The sequence below is a fragment of the Frateuria terrea genome, from assembly GCF_900115705.1.
GTDB lineage: Bacteria > Pseudomonadota > Gammaproteobacteria > Xanthomonadales > Rhodanobacteraceae > Frateuria_A > Frateuria_A terrea.
In genome coordinates this window covers 438,124-456,826 of record NZ_FOXL01000002.1, presented here as the reverse complement: position 1 = coordinate 456,826, position 18,703 = coordinate 438,124, and the positions used below count along the sequence as shown (strand labels likewise).

Below are 18,703 nucleotides of genomic sequence, written 5' to 3'. Positions count from 1 at the left end.
GCCTGAAGCGAGGGAGTTGCGCCATGCGATGGATGATCGGGATGGCCTTTTCGTGCGGACGGCGCGCCTTGGGGCGGCTGTGGTTGGCCTGCCTGCTGCTGCCATGGCAGGCGCATGCGGTGCCGTCGTATGCCCGGCAGACCGGGCAGCCCTGCGTGGCCTGCCACGTTGGCGCATTCGGTCCGCAGCTGACCGCCTTCGGTCGCCAGTTCAAGCTGCTCGGCTACACGGTGAAGACGAGCGATGCGCCGGATCTGCCGCTGTCGGCCATGCTGGTCGAGTCCTTTACCCACACGCGCAAGGCGCAGAGCGAGCGGCCGGCGGACAACTTCTCGCGCAATGACAACGTGGAGATGCAGCAGGCGTCGGCGTTTCTCGCCGGGCGCCTGTCCGAGCACATCGGGATCTTCGCCCAGGCCACCTATTCGCAGAACGGCCACGACCTGGGCTGGGACAACATCGACCTGCGCTACGCGCGCATGTTCTCCGCCGGGCGCCACGCCGGCATCTGGGGCCTCTCGCTCAACAACAACCCCACCGTCAGCGACGTGTTCAACACCGCGCCTGCCTGGCAGTACCCCTACATCGCCGCCGACCTGGCGCCTTCGTCGCCTGTCCAGCCGGCGCTGTTCGGCGCGCTCGGTGGCCAGGTGGTGGGCCTCACCGGCTACGTGCAGCTCGGTGGCGCGCTGTATGCCGAAGTGGGTGGCTATCGCTCGCTGTCGCCTGCGTTCCTGCGCAGGGTCAATGCCGATTTCGACGGCCGGCTGGCCGGGATCACGCCCTACGCGCGGGTGGCCTACAGCTGGAACCTGCCCGCCGGCAGCGTCACGCTCGGCGCGTTCGGGCTGGACGTCCGGCGCGGGCTGGCCGGCGAGGATGCGGCCGGGCACGCCGTGGCCGTGCGCGGCCCGAACGACCGCTACCGCGACATCGGCCTCGACGCGTCCTGGCAGTGGGCAGGCGGTGACCATCAGCTCACGGCCAACGCGCTGTACGTGCACGAGCGCCAGCGGCTGGATGCGACCTTCGCCGCCGGCGACGCCCAACACCTGCACGGCAGCCTGGATGCTTTGCACGTCAACGCGAGTTACTGGTATCGCAATCGTTGGGGCGCGACACTGGCCGCGTTCGCCGACGATGGCAGCCGTGACGCGCTCCTGTACGCACCTTCCGGCCGCCCCGATACGCGCGGCCAGAGCCTGGAACTCGACTGGAACCCGTTTGGGCAGGCCGATTCATGGCTGGCGCCGTGGGCCAACCTTCGCCTGGGTGCGCAGTACATCCACTACAGCCGTTTCGCCGGCCGGGTACGCAACATCGATGATGCCGGCCGCCGGGCGAGCGACAACGACACGGTGTTCCTGTTTGCCTGGGTGGCGTTGTGAGTCCATGCCGACCCGAGGGAAACATGCGGGATCGGGTTCGGATGGCCAAATGGGTGAGGCGGGATGTCCAGCATGCGCCGGGCCGTGGCTTCGACCATGGACACCTGCGCGGCCGCGCGCTTTGTCGTCCGTCGCAAACAAGGGTGATCGGCAGGGCAAGCGGCAAGCCTCGTCTTGCGCCGGCGCGTGAAGCCTGTGATGCAAAGGCGCGTGCGAATGACAACCTATTGCCATGCGCCGGCACCCGCGGCGATGGCACGGCCCGGCAGCGGAGCGCTTCGGCGCGCTAGCCGGGTGCGTCGGAGCTGCAGTGCCTCGGCCACGAGGATCGAGCGTTCGAGGCGGGATGCATGGGGATGCTCATGGCTTGGGCTGGGGTGTCGTAGCCACGCTCGGCGGCAGGATCGGCAACGTCACCTGCGGTTGGTTGCCGGTGAGCGAGCCGAGGAAAGCGGTGATCTGGTCCACTTCCGCATCGGTGAGCTTCGCGCCGAGCTGGCTGTTGCCCATGACCGCCACCGCCTGGCGCAGGTCCCACACCTTGCCGGAGTGGAAATAGGGAGGCGTGAGCGCGACGTTGCGCAGCGAAGGCACGCGGAATACGTATTCGTCGCTGACCGTGCGGGTGACGGCGAACCGGCCCTTGTCGCCGGGCGGCAGGATCTCCGCCCCGGGGCGCTCGACCACGCCGAACGGGGCGTACTGGCCGCCACCGACGTTGATGCCGTTATGGCAGCCCGCACAGCCCTTGCCGATGAACAGCGCCAGGCCCTGCGCCTGCCTGGCATCGAGCGCCCTGGCATCGCCGCGCAGGTAGCGGTCGAACGGCGCGTTCGGCGTGATGAGCGTGGCCTCGAAGAGCGCGATCGCGCGGCGGACGTTCTCGAACGTGATCGCTTCGCCGCCTGGAAACGCCTTGGCGAAAAGCGGGGCGTAGCCGGGGATGCCCTTTAGTTGCTCGACCACGTGCTTCTCGGTGGCGTCCATTTCGATCGGGTTGACCAGCGGCCCGCCGGCCTGCTGCTCCAGATCCTTGGCGCGACCGTCCCAGAACTGCGCTACGTCGAAGACCGCGTTGTATACGGTCGGAGCGTTGCGCCCGCCGCGCTGCCAGCGATGCCCGAGCGAGGTTTCCTGCAGGTCGACGCCACCCATGCCCACCATGTGGCAGGAGTTGCAGCTGATGGCGTGGCTTTCGGACAGCCGCGGGTCGAAGTAGAGCATCTTGCCCAGCGCCACCTTCGCCGGCGAGGCCGGGTTGCCGGGCACCGCGGGTGGCTGGGTGGGTAGGGGTTTGAACAGGCCCTGCGCCTGTTTCATCGGGTCGGATTGCGCCCAGGCCGGTGCGGACAGCGCGCCGGCCAGGGCGAGGAGTGGAATCAGCGTCGGCCGTTGCATCATGCGTCTCCTGTCAGGCCGAGCGCCATGTGGCGCCGGTGGTCGGGCGTCCCGGCGGCATGCGCAGTTGCCCACTGCGCCGCCGCGTGGCGGTCAAGGGAGAGGACGGTTCTGTACCGAAAGGGTCGCGCGCTGCGGGCTGGGCCTGTTGATCCAGGTCAACGGTGCGGCGGGATGACGCGGTTTTTTCTGCGCTTTTTCCGAATGTGGGCAGACCCATGCGGCGAACCAGGTCGCCGCAGCGGAGCGAGCCGCGCGGGTCCGTCGCGCTGGGCAAGGCCGTCGAGCGGATCGCGCGCACGGCCGGATGGGCAGCAAGACTGCCAGGGGAAATAGGTGGGAAAGGGACGGAGGGGATCTGGCGCGCGTTGCGGCAATCGGAGACACGGTAGAGGGCGGTAGCGCTCCGCGTCCGCTTCGGGACGCGCCAGCTCACGGCGGCTCGCGGAGCCAGCCGATTCAAAGCCACGCAGCCCGACCCGCTTCGGACAACTTATCCCTGGTGGAACGACACAAGCAGCGCGGGGCCGGCGCCTTCGGTCCGAACGTCGTCGTTCACTACGGCATCGACCGAGTCCATGTCGGACTTGTCGCTCCAGGGGGCCTTCGTGTAGGGGCCCGGTACATACGTTCTCCACACGCTGTCGGGATTTGCTTCCCCCCTGTCGTTCAGCGTGTAGGTCACCGGAACACGGGCCGTCCAGTGGTCCTGCGAGGCCAGCCGGCCTGTCGTGGGAACCTGGTAGGTCCAGCGCCTTGCTGCTGCGAGCGTCGTCTTGGCCATCTCGTCGCGGAACTGCCTGAGGGCGCTGTCCGGACCGATGTTGGCAAGGTTGACCTGCTCGGCCACCGCGTCGGTCACGTGGCCGCTGCGGTCGATCCGCAGGGCGAGGTACACCGTTCCCTGCACGCCGGCGCGGGCCGCGTCGATGGGATACCTCGGTGCGATGCGCTTGTTGCTCTCGGCGTTGCTCAGCGCATCGGTGGACTTTGCATCCATGTCGCCGAACGTGGCCCCCTTGATGCGGGCGGTGTAGTTGCCGTCCGGGGCTTTCTGGAGCACGACGCGTACATGCATGTCGATTTTGGCGAGTACCGGCTGGCCTTCCCTCAGCACCGGATAGAAAAGCCACTGCAGCGCGGCCTTGCGCACCATGTCGGCAATCGGCTTGCCGTACCTGGCTTCGTCCTTGATCTGCACCGTCTGCACCGTGCCGTTTTTCGCCAGCACGAGGGTCCCGTCGACGACGGCGGAAGATTCCAGGTCCCTGGGGGTGCTGGCGTGGGCCACCATGGCTAGCGTGGCGAGGAGCGTTCCGATGACGGCCCTTTTCATGCGTGCTTTCCTTGGTTCGCCATGAAGTCCACTGGCGTGGACGCGGGTGGACGGCCGGCGTTTTTCAAAAAGTCGCCCTGGGTAGTTTATGCATGAAAGCAGGGAGCCCTGCCAGCGGCGTGCGGGAAGCGGATCCGCCAGGGATGGCCAGGCCCCGCCCATGGTGCGGGGCGGCTCTGTACAGGTGAGGCCGTGTGCCTCTACCTGGGCCGCACGCGTCAGTTCGAACGGCTCAGCAACGCCCGCAACCGCGGCTTGCCGCGTGCGAGGCAAGTTGCTGTCGCCGGCCATCCACGCCCGATCGCCCCAGCCGGGCAGTACTGCGCGCCCGAGCAGGTCGAGGAAGAGGTGTCAGGGACAACTCCTGGCCACCGGCTGACGCGCGCATGGCGCGGCTCGCGCGCTTTGGTCTTCCCTGTATTTCGCACCATGCGGTGCAGCGGCGACCGCCGCACCGTTCGCATCGTCCCTGACTTCCCTTCGCTTACAGCGTGACCGGCTTGACACCGGCCGTCTTCAGCTGGGCGTTGAGGTCGGCCAGGTCGCCACGTTTCAACTGCTGCCAGGCGCCGAAGGTGGCATCCAGCGTTTTGGACAAGGTCGCATACGACGCCAGCGCGTCCTGGCTGGGATCGGCATCGGCGCCGTCGACCGCCTGTTCGAGCTTAGCCAGGTCCATCGACAGGGCAAGCAGGCTGTCGGTGCGCTGCGGCGGGGCACCCATCGAGTTGCGTGGATCGGGATGGGCTTGCACGCCGGACAGGTCCTGCGCCTTGTCGATCAACGCCGTGACCTGGGCATGCAGCGTGGTCTTGGGCAGTGCGTCCAGTGCCTCGAGCAGCTTGCCCGCTTCGGCGCTGGCGCTGGCGGCGCGTGCCGAGGCCACTTCCACCTTGCGCGCCAGTTCGAACTCGCGTTGCAGTGCGGCCGTGGACACCTGCACGCGCGGGTCGGCCTTCAGCTGCAGCGGCTGCCGGTAGCGGTGACCGTTCACCTGCAGCTCGACGGTGTATTGGCCGGGCGGCGCCCAGACGCCGCTTTCCTCCTTTGAACTGTCGGGCTTGGCCGGCAGCTGCGACGGATAGCGCAAATCCCACACGAACCGGTGCATGCCCGGCGCGGTCGACAGGCGCATCGGTGCCGGAAGCCATTCCGGTGCGGCGGCGAGCTTGGCCGGATCGGGCTTGCGCACCGGCTCGGCACTGCTGAAGCTGCGCACCGGCTTGCCCTGGGCATCGAACACGGTCAGCGTCACCGCGCCCTTGACCGCCTTGGGCAGCACGTAGTCGATCATCGCGCCGTCCGGCGGATTGGCCGCCATCGGCTCGTCCTTCGGCAACGGCGTGCCGGTGAAGCCGGCTACGCGCACGCGGATGGCATCGGCCGGCTTGAACAGGGTCGCCGTGTCCGTGTGCAGCCCGGCCATCTGCCGCAGCGCGCTGGCGTCGTCCATGATCCAGAAGCCGCGGCCGTGGGTGGCGATCACCAGATCGTCGCCGTGCACGTCGATGTCGCGCACCGAGGTCATCGGCAGGTTCTGCTGCAGCGCCTGCCAGTGCGCGCCGTCGTCGAACGAGACGTAGACGCCCCGTTCGGTGCCGGCGTAGAGCAGGCCGCGGTGCTCGGGATCCTCGCGCACCACGTTGACGAAGCTGTCGCGCGCAATGCCGGTGTCGATGCGTGCCCAGGTCTTGCCGCCGTCGTTGGTGCGATAGAGATAGGGCGTGTCGTCGTCCAGCCGATGCCGGTCGATCGCCAGGTAGGCGGTGTTCGGGTCGAAGTGCGAGGGCTCGATGCCGGCGACCTTCGACCACGGCGTCAGCGCCTGCGGCGTGGCCGGTTGCCAGTGCGCGCCTTCGTCCTCGGTGCGCCAGACCAGGCCGTCGTCGGTGCCCACCCACAAGGCCTTGGCGTCGAGCGGCGAGGGCGCGATGGTGTAGATCACGCCGCGGCGCTTGTCGACGTGGCCGTCGTCGGCTGCGGTGGCGGCGTCGAGATTGGCCGGCACGCCGGCGTCCTCGCGAGTCAGGTCGGGGCTGATCGGCGCCCAGTGGTCGCCGCCGTCGGCGGTGCGGAACAGTCGCTGGTTGGCGAAGTACAGCACCTTGTGGTCGCGCTTGGAGAAGGTCAGCGGCAGCGTCCACGCGGCGCGGTAATGCGCGGCGGGGTAGGCCAGGGTGGGATCGACGCTGCGGGTCTGCTCGGTGCGGGTGTCCAGCTTGTCCACGCGGCCGCCGTAGACGATGTCCGGATCGTCCGGGTCCGGCGCGATCATGTCGCTCTCGCCGCCGGCGGTGACCTCGTGGAACTGCTCCATGGTGATGCCGTCGCCGTTGCCGGTGCGGCTGGGCAGCGCCACCGCGCCGGAGTCCTGCTGCGCGCCGTAGACCCAGTAGGGGAAGCGGTTGTCGGTGCTGACGTGGTAGATCTGCGCAGTGGGCTGGTTGTACCAGCTGCTCCAGGTCTTGCCGCCGTTGAGGGTGATCAGCGCGCCCTGGTCGACGCCCAGGATCTGCCGGTCGGCGTCGGTCGGGTCGATCCACATCTGGTGGAAGTCGTCGCCGGTCGGATCGCCCTTCAGTGCGATGAACTTTTTGCCACCGTCGTCGGAGCGCAACACGATGGTATTCATCACGTAGACGCGGTCGGCGTTCTTCGGGTCCACCGTGAGCCGGCAGAAGTACCAGCCGCGCTGCCAGATGCGCTGGTCGGACGTCAGGTGCTTCCAGTGCGCGCCGCCGTCGTCGGAGCGATACAGGCCGCCTTCGCCCGCCGCTGCGTCGACCAGTGCGTATACCCGGTCAGGCTCGCTCGGCGCCACCGCGATGCCGATGCGGCCAGGATGGGCTGCGAAGCCGTTGCCCTGAAGCTGGCTCCAGTGCTCGCCACCGTCGTGCGATACGTACAGCCCGCTGCCCGGGCCGTTCGAGGGTGGGTAGACGCTCCACGGCGGGCGGCGGGTCTGCCACAGCGCGGCGTAGATGGTGTCCGGATCGCCGGGCCTGAAGGCCAGGTCGATCGCGCCTGTGTCGTCGTTCTTGAACAGCACCTTGCGCCAGTTCTTGCCGCCGTCGCGCGAGCGGAACACGCCGCGTTCGGCGTTCGGACCGTAGGCGTGGCCGAGCGAGGCGGCGAACACCACGTTCGGATCGCGCGGGTCGACCAGCACGCTGGCGATCTGCCGGCTGTCCTCCAGCCCGACGTGCGACCAGTGCCTGCCGCCGTCGGTGCTCTTGTACATGCCGTTGCCGTGCGCGATGTCCGAGCGCATGTCGGCTTCGCCGCTGCCCACGTAGAGCGTCTTCGGGTCGGACGGCGCCACCGCCAGTGCGCCGATCGAGCCGACCTTCTCGTCGTCGAAGATCGGCTGCCAGGTGCGCCCGGCGTCCTGGGTGGCCCAGACGCCGCCATCCACCGCGCCGAAGTAGAAATGCCGGCTGTCGCCAGGTACGCCCGCCACCGTCAGCACGCGCCCGCCGCGGAACGGTCCGATCAGGCGCCAGTGCAATCCCTGGTACAGCGATGGATCGACGGAAGCCTGCGCGGCCAGCGCCGTCGTGATGCCGAGGGCGAGCAGGGCGCGGCGGTGGCGCAGACGCATGGGTGGCTCCGGGGGCGGCGGGCAGACTAAAGCGGGCACTCTGCGCACGTTGCCGCGGAAGGTTCAAGGGCTGGAAGTCACGGCGGCCGGCCGGCGGGCGCTGGCCGGTGGGGAAGCCCTCATGGAGCCAGGTAGAAGTCCATCGGGATCAGCTCGACGGCCCACCCGCCTTCTTCGCCCAAGGTGGCGGCCGGGTGCATGGAGGCGATGCGCAGCGCCTCGTCGCGGCTCGCCGCCTCGATGATGAACAGGCCGCCCACCACTTCTTTCGACTCGGTGTAGGGCCCATCGCTGACGTGCGTTTTGCCGCTGCGCGGACGAAGGGTCGCCCAGGTATCCAGATCACCGAGCGATGCGGAAACCAGCACCTTGCCGGTGGCGCGCATCTTCTCGTCCAATGCCGGGCATTGGCTCACCAGTGCCTTGACCTCACCTGGCGCCATCGCGGCGAACTTTTCGGGGGTGAAGTAGGCCAGGCCGAGATATTTCATTGGGGGTCCTTCGGGCGTGGAAATACATTGACGACGAAGCTGGCGATCGGAAATCGACGCGCTCCGGAAGAGCTTGCAACGGGCAGCCGGTCCGCTTCGGAGCCTGCGGCTGCCCGGGATCGCTCATGGATGGTGACATGCGAGCGGGGCGTCGCAGGCGCGATCGGGTGTCCATCGACGCCACAGCAGCCTCAAGGCTTCACGAACCGCAGCGTCATCCGGTCCGATTCGCCGATCGCCCTCATCTTGGCGTGCTCGCCATCGGGGCCGGCCAGGTCTGGCGGCAGACGGTGGACGTTGACGTCTTCCGGATCCCTGGGGTTGGCGTTGATCTGCGCCACGCCGTCGAGGCGGAAGCCGGTCTTGAGCGCCAGCGCGATCAGATAGTCCTCGGGTAGGCGGTGCAGTGCCCTGGAACTCTGCACGGCGTCGGCGAACGGCCTGGCGCGGTGCTCGACGACGCCGAATACGCCGCCGGGCTTGAGCACGGCGAAGGCGGCCCTGAAGGCCGCCGCCAGCGCCGCGGGACTGTCGTTGAGCCAGTCGTGCGTATTGCGGAAGGTGAGCACCATGTCGGCCGAGTTGGCGGCACCCAACTGGACCCGTCCGGGCGGCGCGAACGGCACGGTGCCGGCGACGCGCCCGAAGATCGCCGGCTCGGCCTTGAGCCGGGCGGCGAATTTGGCCGATGCCCCGGCTTCGATCAGGTGGCCCTTCGCGCCCAGGTAGGGCGCCAGGATCTCGGTGTACCAGCCGCCGCCGGGCGCCAGTTCGACCACGGTCATGTCCGGCCGGATGCCGAAGAACTGCAGCGTCTGGACCGGGTGGCGATAGCGGTCGCGCGCTCTGTTGGCGGCCGGGCGCCATGGGCCGTCGACCGCTTGTTGCAGCGTCAGGGCGCTGTCGGGTGAGCGGGTGGCTTGGGCCGGGGCGACACCCGGCAGCCACGCCGCGCCTGCCAGCAGGATGAGCAGCGTGCAGGTTCGACGGAACATGCCTTGATCCTCCTTGCGGGAAAGGCCAAGGCTACGCCGCTACCGGCAAGGCGGCGTGGACGTGGGAGCGGTCCCGGCGTTGCCCGCGCAGGAAAGGCCTCGCACCGCAAGCGTGCGCCACAGGAAACCTCGCTCCGCACGGGCCACCGCAGCGCCGGAGCTGCCCGGGCGACCGGACGGTTTTGGGTAAACCGCCAGCCTATGGCAGCGGGCGATGCAGTGCGCGGAAAGATCCGATCGCGGAGGCCCCGGGATGTTCATGGCGATCCCGCGCCGTGGCGCAGTCGGGCTTGGAAGGTTGCCACATTGCACGCCGGCCCGCCTTTCGTGCCCCGCTTTGGATGGCCTACATCGCCTCCTTGAGGTGCGAGCGAATCAGCCACCAGTTGACCGGATAGGCCGTGGCGAAGCCGCCGAGCATGGCCAGCTGCATGGCGAACCAGAACTCGGGCGTGTCGACGGCGGCGATGTGGCCGTAGGCATGCCGGTACAGCCCGAACTGCACGAGCGCCATGCCGCCGTACATGCCGACCTGCCACGCAACCAGCGACAGCGCGTCGGCCTTCACGGCGGCAGCCATCCCCTTGCGGAAGGAAAGGCCGCGCATCGGCGCGATGGCGAAGTACTGGAACACGATGCCGAGCAGGAACGCGAAGACGAAGTCCAGCACCCACACGGCAAAGGTCTTCTCCGCAAACAACCAGTGCCAGCCAAACCAGGTGGCGACCACGGGTGCGGCGAACGCGAGCCATTCGGCCATGAGGTCGCCGAGCGTGCAGCCACTGCCGCAGTGCAGGGCGCCCTTGGCGACCACGGCCGCAAACGGCGGCTCAGGGCGCCCCACCTTCTGCCTGGGCGTGGCGAGCTTCGCGTAAGCGGCCACCACGAGCACGCTGCCGAACAGGGCGCAGATCGGCCATACGACGTTCATGATCGCCATCCGCTCGGGACGACGTACCACGCTGATGCCGATGCCGATCGCGCAGGCCCCGCCAAGTACGAGCATCGCGATCGCACATTGGTGAAGCCAACCAGGAAACATTCCGCCAGCCTAGGGATCGAGCGTCCTGGAAAGCGTGAAAGGCATTCGAGCTACGCATGTGGCGCGGGCAATCGGCCCAAGGCCCAGAGGGTCCGGTTCAAGCGGTCTGCAACGCCCGGAAGCGCGGCTTGCCGCGCGACGAGGTGGGGTCGCAGTCGTTCGCCATCCAGGCACGATCGCCCCAGCCGCGGATCACCGCGCGCTCCGGACAGGTCAATGGGCCGATCGTGTTCCTCCGCACTGCGAACGCGCGGCGGTGCTGTAGTAAACATGGGTTCGTGCTCGCTCGATTGCAGTGCCGGGTGGGCCCGCTTGATCGGCGTTGGCCTTCCCGCCCAGCCCCACGCCCTGGACAGCCCGATCCGCCTTTACCGTCCGCTTTCAGGCATGGGCCTCTTGCCGCTTCTTCCGGCAGTGGGCAGGCCCATGCGGCGAACCAGGTCGCCGAAGCGTGGCGATGCGCGCAGGCGATCCAGCGCGGGGTCGTTCAGCCACCACGACATTTTGGGTTGGCGTTCCTGGGCGGCACGTTCGAGCCAGAGCATCGCGTGAGCGTCGTCACCGAGCATGGCGTACCTGTGCACGATCAATGGAATGTTGAGTTCTTCGTCCGATGAGTTCGGTGGCAGAAGGAACTGAATCATTTGCTGCAACGCGCCCGTGTACCCCGATCGCTTGTACGCCCGCTCGGCCGCTTCGGCGCGTAGCGTTTGTCTGTTCAGGACGAGCGAGCGGTGGTATTGGGCATAAGCCTCGGCGAACCTCTTCTTCTGCTCGAACACATACGCCATGAAGAAATTCCACAGACCCAGGTTTGGGTGCATTTCCAGACCCCGTTGGAACTGCCGCATGGCGTCGTCGTACCGGCGCGCAAGGTAGAGCGTGATCCCCAGGTTTGCATTGGCATCAATGGAGAAGGGGTCCAGATCGACGGCGCGTTCGTCTTGCTTCACCGCCTCGTCGAGCTTGCCCATCGAGGCCAGGTATGCCGCATATCCCTCGTGCGCCAAGGCGTAGTTCGGATTGAGCGCCAAGGCCTGCCTGAACTCCCGTTCTGCACCCGGCCAGTCTCCAAGGTAGAGGTTTACACCGGCCAGCGCCTGGTGAGCTTCTGCGAGGGAAGGATCGAGTTGCAACGCCTTGACGGCGGCCGCCCTGGCCTTGGGAAGAGCCTCCTTGAAAGTCAGCGAGCCGCCTGCCAGGGACCGGTAGGCATCGGCGACGCCGGCATAAGCCGGTGCGTAGTCCGGGTCGATGGCAATGGCCTTACGGAAATAGTCGAGCCCCCGCCGCAAGTCATCGCCGCTGGCGAAACGTTCAGTCGGGATCCCGCTCGACCAGTAGCGGCCCCTCAGGTAGTCGTCGTGCGCTTCCGGGTTGACGGCGCGGCCCCTCAGGTAATCGTCATGCGCTTCCGGATCGATGGCACGGCCGCCAGAAAGCACGGCGCGCTGCTGGAGGGTCAGCTTGACCCCGATGATTGCCGCGATATCGCGCGAGACGTGATCCTGCAGGGCGAGGACGTCGCGCAGGTCGCGTTCGTAGCTCTGCGCCCATAGGTGGCGGTCGCTGGTGGCTGCAATCAATTGCGCGTTGATGCGCACGCGATGACCGGAGCGAAGGATGGTCCCCTCGACCACCGCGTCGACCTGCAGCTCGTCGGCGATATCGCGCAGCGGCTTGTGCGTGCCCTTGTAGCGCATCGCCGAAGTCCGCGAAACCACACGCAACGATCCGATGGTGCCGAGCTCGGTGATCAGTTCATCGGTCATCCCGTCGGCGAAATACTGCTGCTCCTTGTCCCCGGAGAGGTTCTCGAACGGCAGCACTGCCAGCGAGTGGATGGCGGGAGGGACTCCTTCCACAGGCTCGGCGGTTGGCGATAGATAGAAGTACGCCGCAGTGCCGGAGGCCAGCAGCAGCACCGCCGCGAACGCCGCCACGACGGCCGCGCGGGACGGCAGGTAGTGCCACACGGTCGAAACCGGCTTGCCACTCTCCACACCCACGGCCAGGGGTGCTTCTTGCTGCTCGTACCGTTCCTGCACCGCGGCGACGAAACGATACCCGCGCTTGGGCACGGTCTCGATGAACCGGGGGGCTTCGGCGGTGTCACCGAGGGCCTTGCGCAGCTGGGAAACGTTGTGCGCGAGCGCGACCTCCTCGACGACGCGATGCGGCCAGAGGGTTTTGAGAAGCTCATCCTTTTCGATGAGCCGTCCCTGGTTGCCGACCAGCAGCACCAGCGTGTCGAAGGCCTTCGGGGTTAGCGACACCACTTTTCCGTCGCGCAAGAGCCTCTTCTCGGCCGGCGCCAAGACGAATCGACCGAATTCGTAAACGACTCGGCGAGCTTCGGACATCGCAGGTCGTCCTGACCGAAAACATGTTCGATGCGGTCAACTTTTCGTCGGAAAAATCCAGCGGTCACCACAAGCTTTTCCGATCCCGAGCGGCTTACATCCTCCGCGCGTGAGCAGTGTCTGCCACGCGATTTCACCAGGCGTGAAATATCCGCAAAACCCAGGAGAGGAACATGAACGCGATCTTTCGTTCCAGAACTCTGTGTGGCGTGATGACGAGTGCGATCATGGCCGGCGCCTTCGCCGCGAGCCTGTGCGTTTCTGCCGCCGGAGCCGATACCCAGTCCGTCAGCAGGATCGTGAAATATGCAGATCTGGAGATATCGAGCCCGGCCGGTGCGGCCGAGCTGTACCACCGCATCGATGCTGCGGCGGCTACTGTCTGCTCATATTTTTGGTTCAGGTCGGGCGCGGCTGAAGCGCGTTGCATCAACGACGCCATCGCGAACGCCGTGGCCGACGTGAACGAGCCGGCCTTGTTCGCCGTGTACAACCTGAAGAATGCGAAGCTGCGAGGCCGCAGGAGTCTGGAGTCGCTGCCTTCGTTTCGTATCGTGTCGGGTCGCTGAAAGCAATCGATGTCGCCTTCTCGCCGCGGGGCGCCGTGTTCGAGCGGCGCGCAGATCGCGCCAGTAGCGCCGCCCCCGCGGCCCGTTATGGCTAACCGGCCGCAGGGGGAGCCTGCGGTGAGCTCCGGCTGGCCTGTCCAAGCGGGTAGGCTGAACGCCGATGGCGGAGGGGTTCGGGCATGCGCGAGCTCGAGTACACGCAGGCGGGGAAGCTTGGCGGGGAGTTCATGCAGATGAGGGGCGGCCCCGCTCGCACTTTTCGAAGCTATTCGAGGCCCGCACTTCGCGGGCCCCGCCTTACCGGCCCGGCGTCCGGGTCGGTGCGCCCCGGCCCAGAAACCCCTGCGCCTTCATCCATGCCCGCAGCGAGTCGCTCCACTGGTCGCTGCTCGTGCCCTGGCGGCGCAGGCCGAAGCCGTGGCCGCCGTTGGCATAGATGTGCGCCTCGGGGCGCTGGCCGGCGCTCAGCAGCGCGTTGTAGAAGCGGGCGGCGGCCGCCCGTGCCTGGTCGTCGTCCTGGGCCCATGCCATGAAAACCGGCGGCAGGTTCTTCGGTATGGCGGGCATCGCGCCGAACGGTGCGCCGTAGATCAGGGCGACGAAATCCGGGCGTGCGGCAGCGTCCGCCTGCAGCAGCGCGCCGCTCGCGACCATGGCGCCGGCGGAAAAGCCCAGGAAACCGATCCGGCGCGGGGACAGGCCCCATGCCCGCGCCTTCTCGCGCACGCGCTTGACCGCCTGGATGCCATCGGCCATGCCGTCGCGGCAGGCGCGGTCCATGTCCAGGTCAGGCGGGATGCCTTCCTGCTGCTTGCGCTGGGTGCGGTACTTGAGCACGAACGCGGCGATGCCCTGGCCTTGCAGCCAGCGCGCGACGCTAGTGCCTTCCAGGTCCATCGCCAGCGCAAGGCATGCGCCGCCCGGCGCAACAATGACGCCTGTCCCCGTGGCGCGTGCGGGGTCTGGCAGGTACGCGGTAAGGGTAGGCCGGGTCACGTCGAGGACCACGGTGCCGAGCGGTGTGCCGGTGACGGTGCGTTCCGGGTAGGCCTCATGGGGCAGGGCGGGTACCGCACCCGGCCAGACCGGCAGCGTGACCTGTTGTGCGTGAGCCGCCACGCATGCGAGCAGCGCGAGGGTGCCTGTGATGCAGCAGATCGACCGCCCCATGCATGTTCCCGATCAGCCCAAGATAGGGCGACGCTAAGGTCCGCACGGGGCAACGTCAATCAGGCAGCGAGAAGCCGGGCAAAGTCACCTGCTTCGACTGCGCATTTCCGCGATAGCCCGGGCAGGGTGGGCAGCTCCATTGGCAGCCCCTGGTGAGCTTGTCGGCGCTCACGCGCCTCAGTTCAGGCTGCTCAACAATTCCTGGAACCGCGGCTTGTCCCGCAGCGAGGCGAGGTCGCTGTCGTTCGCCATCCAGGCGCGGTCGCCCCAGCCGAGCTGCACCGCGCGCTCGAGCAGGTCGACGGCCCGGTCGTGTTCGCCCAGTACCGCAAACGTGCAGGCGGCGTTGTAGTACACCATTGGCTCGTCCTCGCTCGACCGCAGGGCAAGGTTCGCCCATTCGACCGCCTTGTTCCTGTCCCCCATAGCCGCGAAGTTCGCGGCACCCATGTAGCGGGCGCGGGCGTCGTCGGGATTCACGCTGAGGGCGCGCTCGATCAGCTCGATCGCGCGATGGCGAGACTTGCGCTCGTCCTCCTTGCGGCCCATCTCGCTGTAGGCCTGGCTCAGGTAGACCAGCGGCAGGTAGTCGGCCGGACTGACTTCGGCGGCGCGCAGATACAGCCAGGCTGCTTTCTGGAAATGGCCCAGCGAGCTGCAGATCATGCCGTACAGGAAATACGCTTCGAGCAGGTTCGGGTTGAGCATCATGGCCGTCTCGAACTCCCGCTCGGCCTGCTTGAACCGCTTGCTGACATACAGCGCCAGACCGCGCGAGGCGTGCGCCTCGGCCGAATCCGGGTCCATCTGCAGGGCCCGCTCGCTGGCCTCCATGGCGCGGGCGACATGCTCGGGATTGGCATCCAGGAAGCGATGGCGCATGACATACGCATCGGACAGGCCAGCCCAGGCGGCGGCGTATTTCGGGTCGCGGGCGATGGCGCGCTCGTACATGGCGATGGCGCGCAGCGAATCGCGCCGGTTCCACGCATAGAAATACCTGCGCCCGCGCAGATAGTCGTCATAGGCCTGAACGTCGGCCGTGGCGACGTACTGGATCGCGCGGCGTTCCTTCGGCGACAGGGTCACCTTAAGCGCATCGACGATGCTCTGGGCGATGTCGTCCTGGATGGCGAACACGTCACGCAGTTCGCGGTCGTAGGTTTCCGCCCACAGGTTGGCGTCGGACGCCACGTCGATCAGCTGCACGGCGATGCGCACGCGGTTGCCCGCGCGGCGCACGCTGCCTTCCAGCACGGTGCCGACGTCCAGCTTGGCCGCGATCATCTGCAGGTCGGCCCCCTTGCCCTTGAAGAAGAACGAGGAGGTGCGCGAGGAGACTTTCAGCTGCGGCAGCTTGGTCAGCAGGCTCAGGATCTCCTCGGCGATGCCATCGCTGAAGTACTCGTTCTCCAGCTCGCCGCTCATGTTGACGAACGGCAGCACGGCAATGCTGTGCCTGTCGCGGTCCGGAAGGCGGGGCGGCGCGGCGGTCGTGTCGACCTTGGCGACGGCGGCGTCGGGCGTGGGCCCGGCCGCGACGCTGGCGATCAGCCGATAGCCCAGGCCGTGCACGGTCTGGATGTAGTGCGGCTCGGCCGCCTCGTCGCCGAGCTTCTGCCGCAACTGCGAGATGACCCGGCTCAGCGTGGCCGCGGTGACGTACTTGTGCCCCCACACCCGTTCCAGCAGGTCGTCGTGCTGGATCAGCTCGCCCGGACGGGTGAGGAACTGCAGCAGCACGGCGTAGGCCTTCGGTTCCAGGTCGAGCTCGTGTCCGTTGCGCAGCACGCGGTGGGCCGTCGGCTCGACGCGGATGTCGCCGAACGCGTAGTCCACTCGCGGGCTGGTCGTTGGTGGGGCCACGGGCGGGGATTATCCCAGCGGTGGGTGTTGGCGGGTGTTGTGAAAGCGTGACCCCGGAGCGAGGAGAAAGCCGGCCTGGAACGAGCATGTGACGTTGTGTCCGGTTCCGGGCGCTGCGGGCCTTTCCATCCAGCCGGCGCATCCATGAAAACCTCATCGAATCCACGCACATCCCGCAGGTTTCCCTCAAGCACTTGCCGGGGCTCAAGTCCACGATCGCCCCACGGACATTGGCGTCCGTCTGGAGGCCCCTGTGAAAAAGCTCATCCTTGCCACGACCACCGCACTCGGTCTCGCCAGCATCGGCGGCGTCGCCCTCGCCCAGGACCAGACGCAGACCACCCAGCTTCAAAACGTCGTCGTCACCGGCGAACGTGCGGCCTATGAAACCTATGTCACCCAGCTGGACGCGGGCTATCAGTTCCAGGCGCTTGTCGGCCATACCCACAGGCAGTACATGAAGGCACAGCGCGCGGCCGACCAACTGGAATCCCTGCGCATGCAGGGCCTCGCCCAGCAGCCGGTGGTTTCCGTGGCCATCGACAACTCATCCGCCCCGGGCGTGGCGCGACAGTTCCAGCTGGTCAATGCCGACAACGAGACGGTGGCCATCGTCAACGTGTACTGCAAGCGGGCCATGCCTTCGGAAGGCCAGCGTTGCCAGATGGCGGCCCGGGCAACGGCCGGCGCGTCCGCGCAGCGCGTGGCGTCGATCCAGACGGGTGATCTGCGGGTCGCGATGGTGCGCATGCGGAAGTAGGTGGGACGGCAACGTCAGGTCCGCTTGAACGCGTTGGCCTCCGTGCGCTTTCCGTTTCGTTGGCGGCTCCCCCCGACAACGCGGGCGCTGGCCGGAGAGGGATCTAAAAAGGAGGGCGGGTGCATTTTCCGGGGGGCGGCCAACGCGGCACACACGCCCGTGCACGCATGAGGCGGTCATCCCCAACCGCCTCACCGCCCCGCCCGTGACCAGCAAGGTCTCGCGATCGACCGGCACGATTCGACCCGCACGATGCCGGAGCGACGGCCTCCACCTCAGCCGATTGCAGCGGGGGTGCCGCCATGCACTTCTGCGAAACGGAAGGGCCTGGTCCGCAGCTTGCGCACGGCCTGGAACCGGCGGCGTTGCGCGGTGGCGCGCTGCGCCGGCTTGCGTGATCCAGCTCGCCCAGCTGGCGGGTGTGCCGCTGGAAGCGGTGCGGCGCGCCTTCTGTGGGCTCCCGTCGTTTTGGCCGGCCCTGCTGGCCGGGTCAATTCGCAGACGGTGGCGAGTCCAGGAGCGCGGCGGTGTCGCGTGCCTGCAGCCCGTGCAGGAAGAACGCGCGCCGTACGGCGTGCTGGTACCCGGGATCCCGCTCCAGCCTGTGCCCCCCGGGGATCACCAGCCACCGGCCTTTGGGATAAGCCGCTGCGATGGCCTGGCCGATCGCGGGAGAGAACACGACATCGTCCTTTCCCGAGATCACCAGCACCTCGCCGTCGTAGCGGCTGCGATCCAGCCGCAGATCAGGCAGGGGAACGTGCGCGTCCAGGTAATCGCTGAGGATGCGCGACGACCACACGTAGAGGGGCAGGTCCTCGCTGTGCGCGATCGCCGGGTTCTGCAGGTCTGCGCCCAGCAGCTCGTACATCCGGACCCTGACCGCGTCGGCAGCGGGCAGGCCCAGCAACGTGCGGATGAGCCTCCAGTTCAGGCGCGGATTCAACGCGTTCCAGGCGTACGGCAAGGGGTTGTGACGCAGTTCGGCATGCAGTACCTCGTCGATCTTCGCCAGGCCTGACCGCCCTTCTCGCCCAAGCTGGAAAGTCATGTAGGCCAGCCCGGGCGGCTCGCCGTGCCCTCGCCGGGCGATTTGCGCCAGGGAGGCCGCCGCTTGCGGATCCAGTTCCGCGAGATGGCGCGCGTATGTCCATCCGTGCCCGCGTGCCAGGTCCGGCGCGCCCGTCGACACCAGCAGGGTGCGTATCACATGCTGGCCGTAGCGCTGGAGGTACTGCTGGGCAAGTACGCCCGCGCCCGAGGCGCCGAAGATCATGATGCGGCCATCCGGCGGCAGCAGTTTCGCCGCCACCATGTCCTGCCGTACGCGCTCGATGTCCTCCACGCGCTGCCAGGAACCGTATAGGTTCATGGCCCGTCGCAGGTCCAGCTTGCCGCCGGGATAGACCTCGGGAAAGAGCGTGGGGTCGTGGCCGCGGTGACCGATCAGCACATAGGAAAGCCCCGGAAGCTGCTCATCGAAGAAGGAGAAGTCCGGGTTCGGCCCGACCAGTTCCATCTGGCCATCCGTAAGAAAGAAAACGACCGGGCCGTTGGGATCGAAGTGCGGACTGAGCACATAGAACGCGCGATAGCGTCCGCGGCTTTCGTCGGCGTAGTCGACCGGCAGGTTGACGTAGCGGTGATGGGCATCCGCGGGCATCTGCGGGTAGGCCGCGTCCAGCGCAAGGCGGTCAAGGGGCGGGATGCTGGCCTGGCGCCAT

General features: G+C 67.6%; 13 protein-coding genes. 3 read left to right on the top strand and 10 right to left on the bottom strand.

Features of this window, described 5'->3' with window-relative positions; all coding sequences use genetic code 11:
* Window positions 1-41 precede the first annotated feature (41 nt).
* Window positions 42-1,388 (top strand): cytochrome C, encoded by a 1,347-nt coding sequence (locus BMZ38_RS02155; RefSeq protein ID WP_245747149.1) that lies wholly within the window; start codon window positions 42-44, stop codon window positions 1,386-1,388.
* Window positions 1,389-1,748: 360 nt separating this feature from the next.
* Here BMZ38_RS02155 and BMZ38_RS02150 read toward each other — a convergent pair whose 3' ends face one another.
* The 7 genes from BMZ38_RS02150 to BMZ38_RS02120 form a co-directional block, all read right to left on the bottom strand.
* Window positions 1,749-2,789 (bottom strand): cytochrome-c peroxidase, encoded by a 1,041-nt coding sequence (locus BMZ38_RS02150; RefSeq protein WP_281243861.1) that lies wholly within the window; start codon window positions 2,787-2,789, stop codon window positions 1,749-1,751.
* A gap of 490 nt (window positions 2,790-3,279) precedes the next feature.
* The gene (locus BMZ38_RS02145; RefSeq protein ID WP_091333550.1) at window positions 3,280-4,122 is read right to left on the bottom strand and encodes an energy transducer TonB; all 843 of its coding nucleotides are present in this window, start codon (window positions 4,120-4,122) and stop codon (window positions 3,280-3,282) included.
* Between the two features lie 484 nt (window positions 4,123-4,606).
* Window positions 4,607-7,723: a WD40/YVTN/BNR-like repeat-containing protein gene (locus tag BMZ38_RS02140; RefSeq protein ID WP_091333548.1), complete on the bottom strand. Its 3,117-nt coding sequence runs from the start codon at window positions 7,721-7,723 to the stop codon at window positions 4,607-4,609.
* Between the two features lie 119 nt (window positions 7,724-7,842).
* Window positions 7,843-8,214, bottom strand: coding sequence for a YciI family protein (locus BMZ38_RS02135; protein ID WP_091333546.1), 372 nt, complete (start codon window positions 8,212-8,214; stop codon window positions 7,843-7,845).
* Between the two features lie 191 nt (window positions 8,215-8,405).
* The gene (locus tag BMZ38_RS02130) at window positions 8,406-9,209 is read right to left on the bottom strand and encodes a class I SAM-dependent methyltransferase (RefSeq protein ID WP_091333544.1); all 804 of its coding nucleotides are present in this window, start codon (window positions 9,207-9,209) and stop codon (window positions 8,406-8,408) included.
* 346 nt (window positions 9,210-9,555) lie between these two features.
* Window positions 9,556-10,215 carry a DUF4396 domain-containing protein gene (locus tag BMZ38_RS02125; RefSeq protein ID WP_245747148.1) on the bottom strand — a complete coding sequence of 220 codons (660 nt, stop codon included), beginning with the start codon at window positions 10,213-10,215 and terminating at the stop codon, window positions 9,556-9,558.
* Window positions 10,216-10,619: 404 nt separating this feature from the next.
* Entirely contained in the window at window positions 10,620-12,614 is a 1,995-nt protein-coding gene (locus BMZ38_RS02120) for a winged helix-turn-helix domain-containing tetratricopeptide repeat protein (protein ID WP_091333540.1), read from the bottom strand.
* Window positions 12,615-12,787: 173 nt separating this feature from the next.
* Between BMZ38_RS02120 and BMZ38_RS02115 the strand changes: the two genes are divergently transcribed.
* Window positions 12,788-13,183, top strand: coding sequence for a UrcA family protein (locus BMZ38_RS02115; RefSeq protein WP_091333538.1), 396 nt, complete (start codon window positions 12,788-12,790; stop codon window positions 13,181-13,183).
* 297 nt (window positions 13,184-13,480) lie between these two features.
* Here the strand turns inward: BMZ38_RS02115 and BMZ38_RS02110 are convergent, their stop codons facing one another.
* Entirely contained in the window at window positions 13,481-14,353 is an 873-nt protein-coding gene (locus BMZ38_RS02110; RefSeq protein ID WP_091333536.1) for an alpha/beta hydrolase, read from the bottom strand.
* A gap of 177 nt (window positions 14,354-14,530) precedes the next feature.
* Window positions 14,531-16,219, bottom strand: a complete 1,689-nt coding sequence (locus tag BMZ38_RS02105; RefSeq protein ID WP_091333534.1) for a TPR end-of-group domain-containing protein — start codon at window positions 16,217-16,219, stop codon at window positions 14,531-14,533.
* 253 nt (window positions 16,220-16,472) lie between these two features.
* Between BMZ38_RS02105 and BMZ38_RS02100 the strand changes: the two genes are divergently transcribed.
* Entirely contained in the window at window positions 16,473-16,979 is a 507-nt protein-coding gene (locus BMZ38_RS02100) for a hypothetical protein (protein WP_091333532.1), read from the top strand.
* Between the two features lie 490 nt (window positions 16,980-17,469).
* Here BMZ38_RS02100 and BMZ38_RS02095 read toward each other — a convergent pair whose 3' ends face one another.
* Complete coding sequence (locus tag BMZ38_RS02095) at window positions 17,470-18,498, bottom strand: alpha/beta fold hydrolase (RefSeq protein WP_217638707.1); 1,029 nt, start codon at window positions 18,496-18,498, stop codon at window positions 17,470-17,472.
* Window positions 18,499-18,703: the final 205 nt, after the last annotated feature.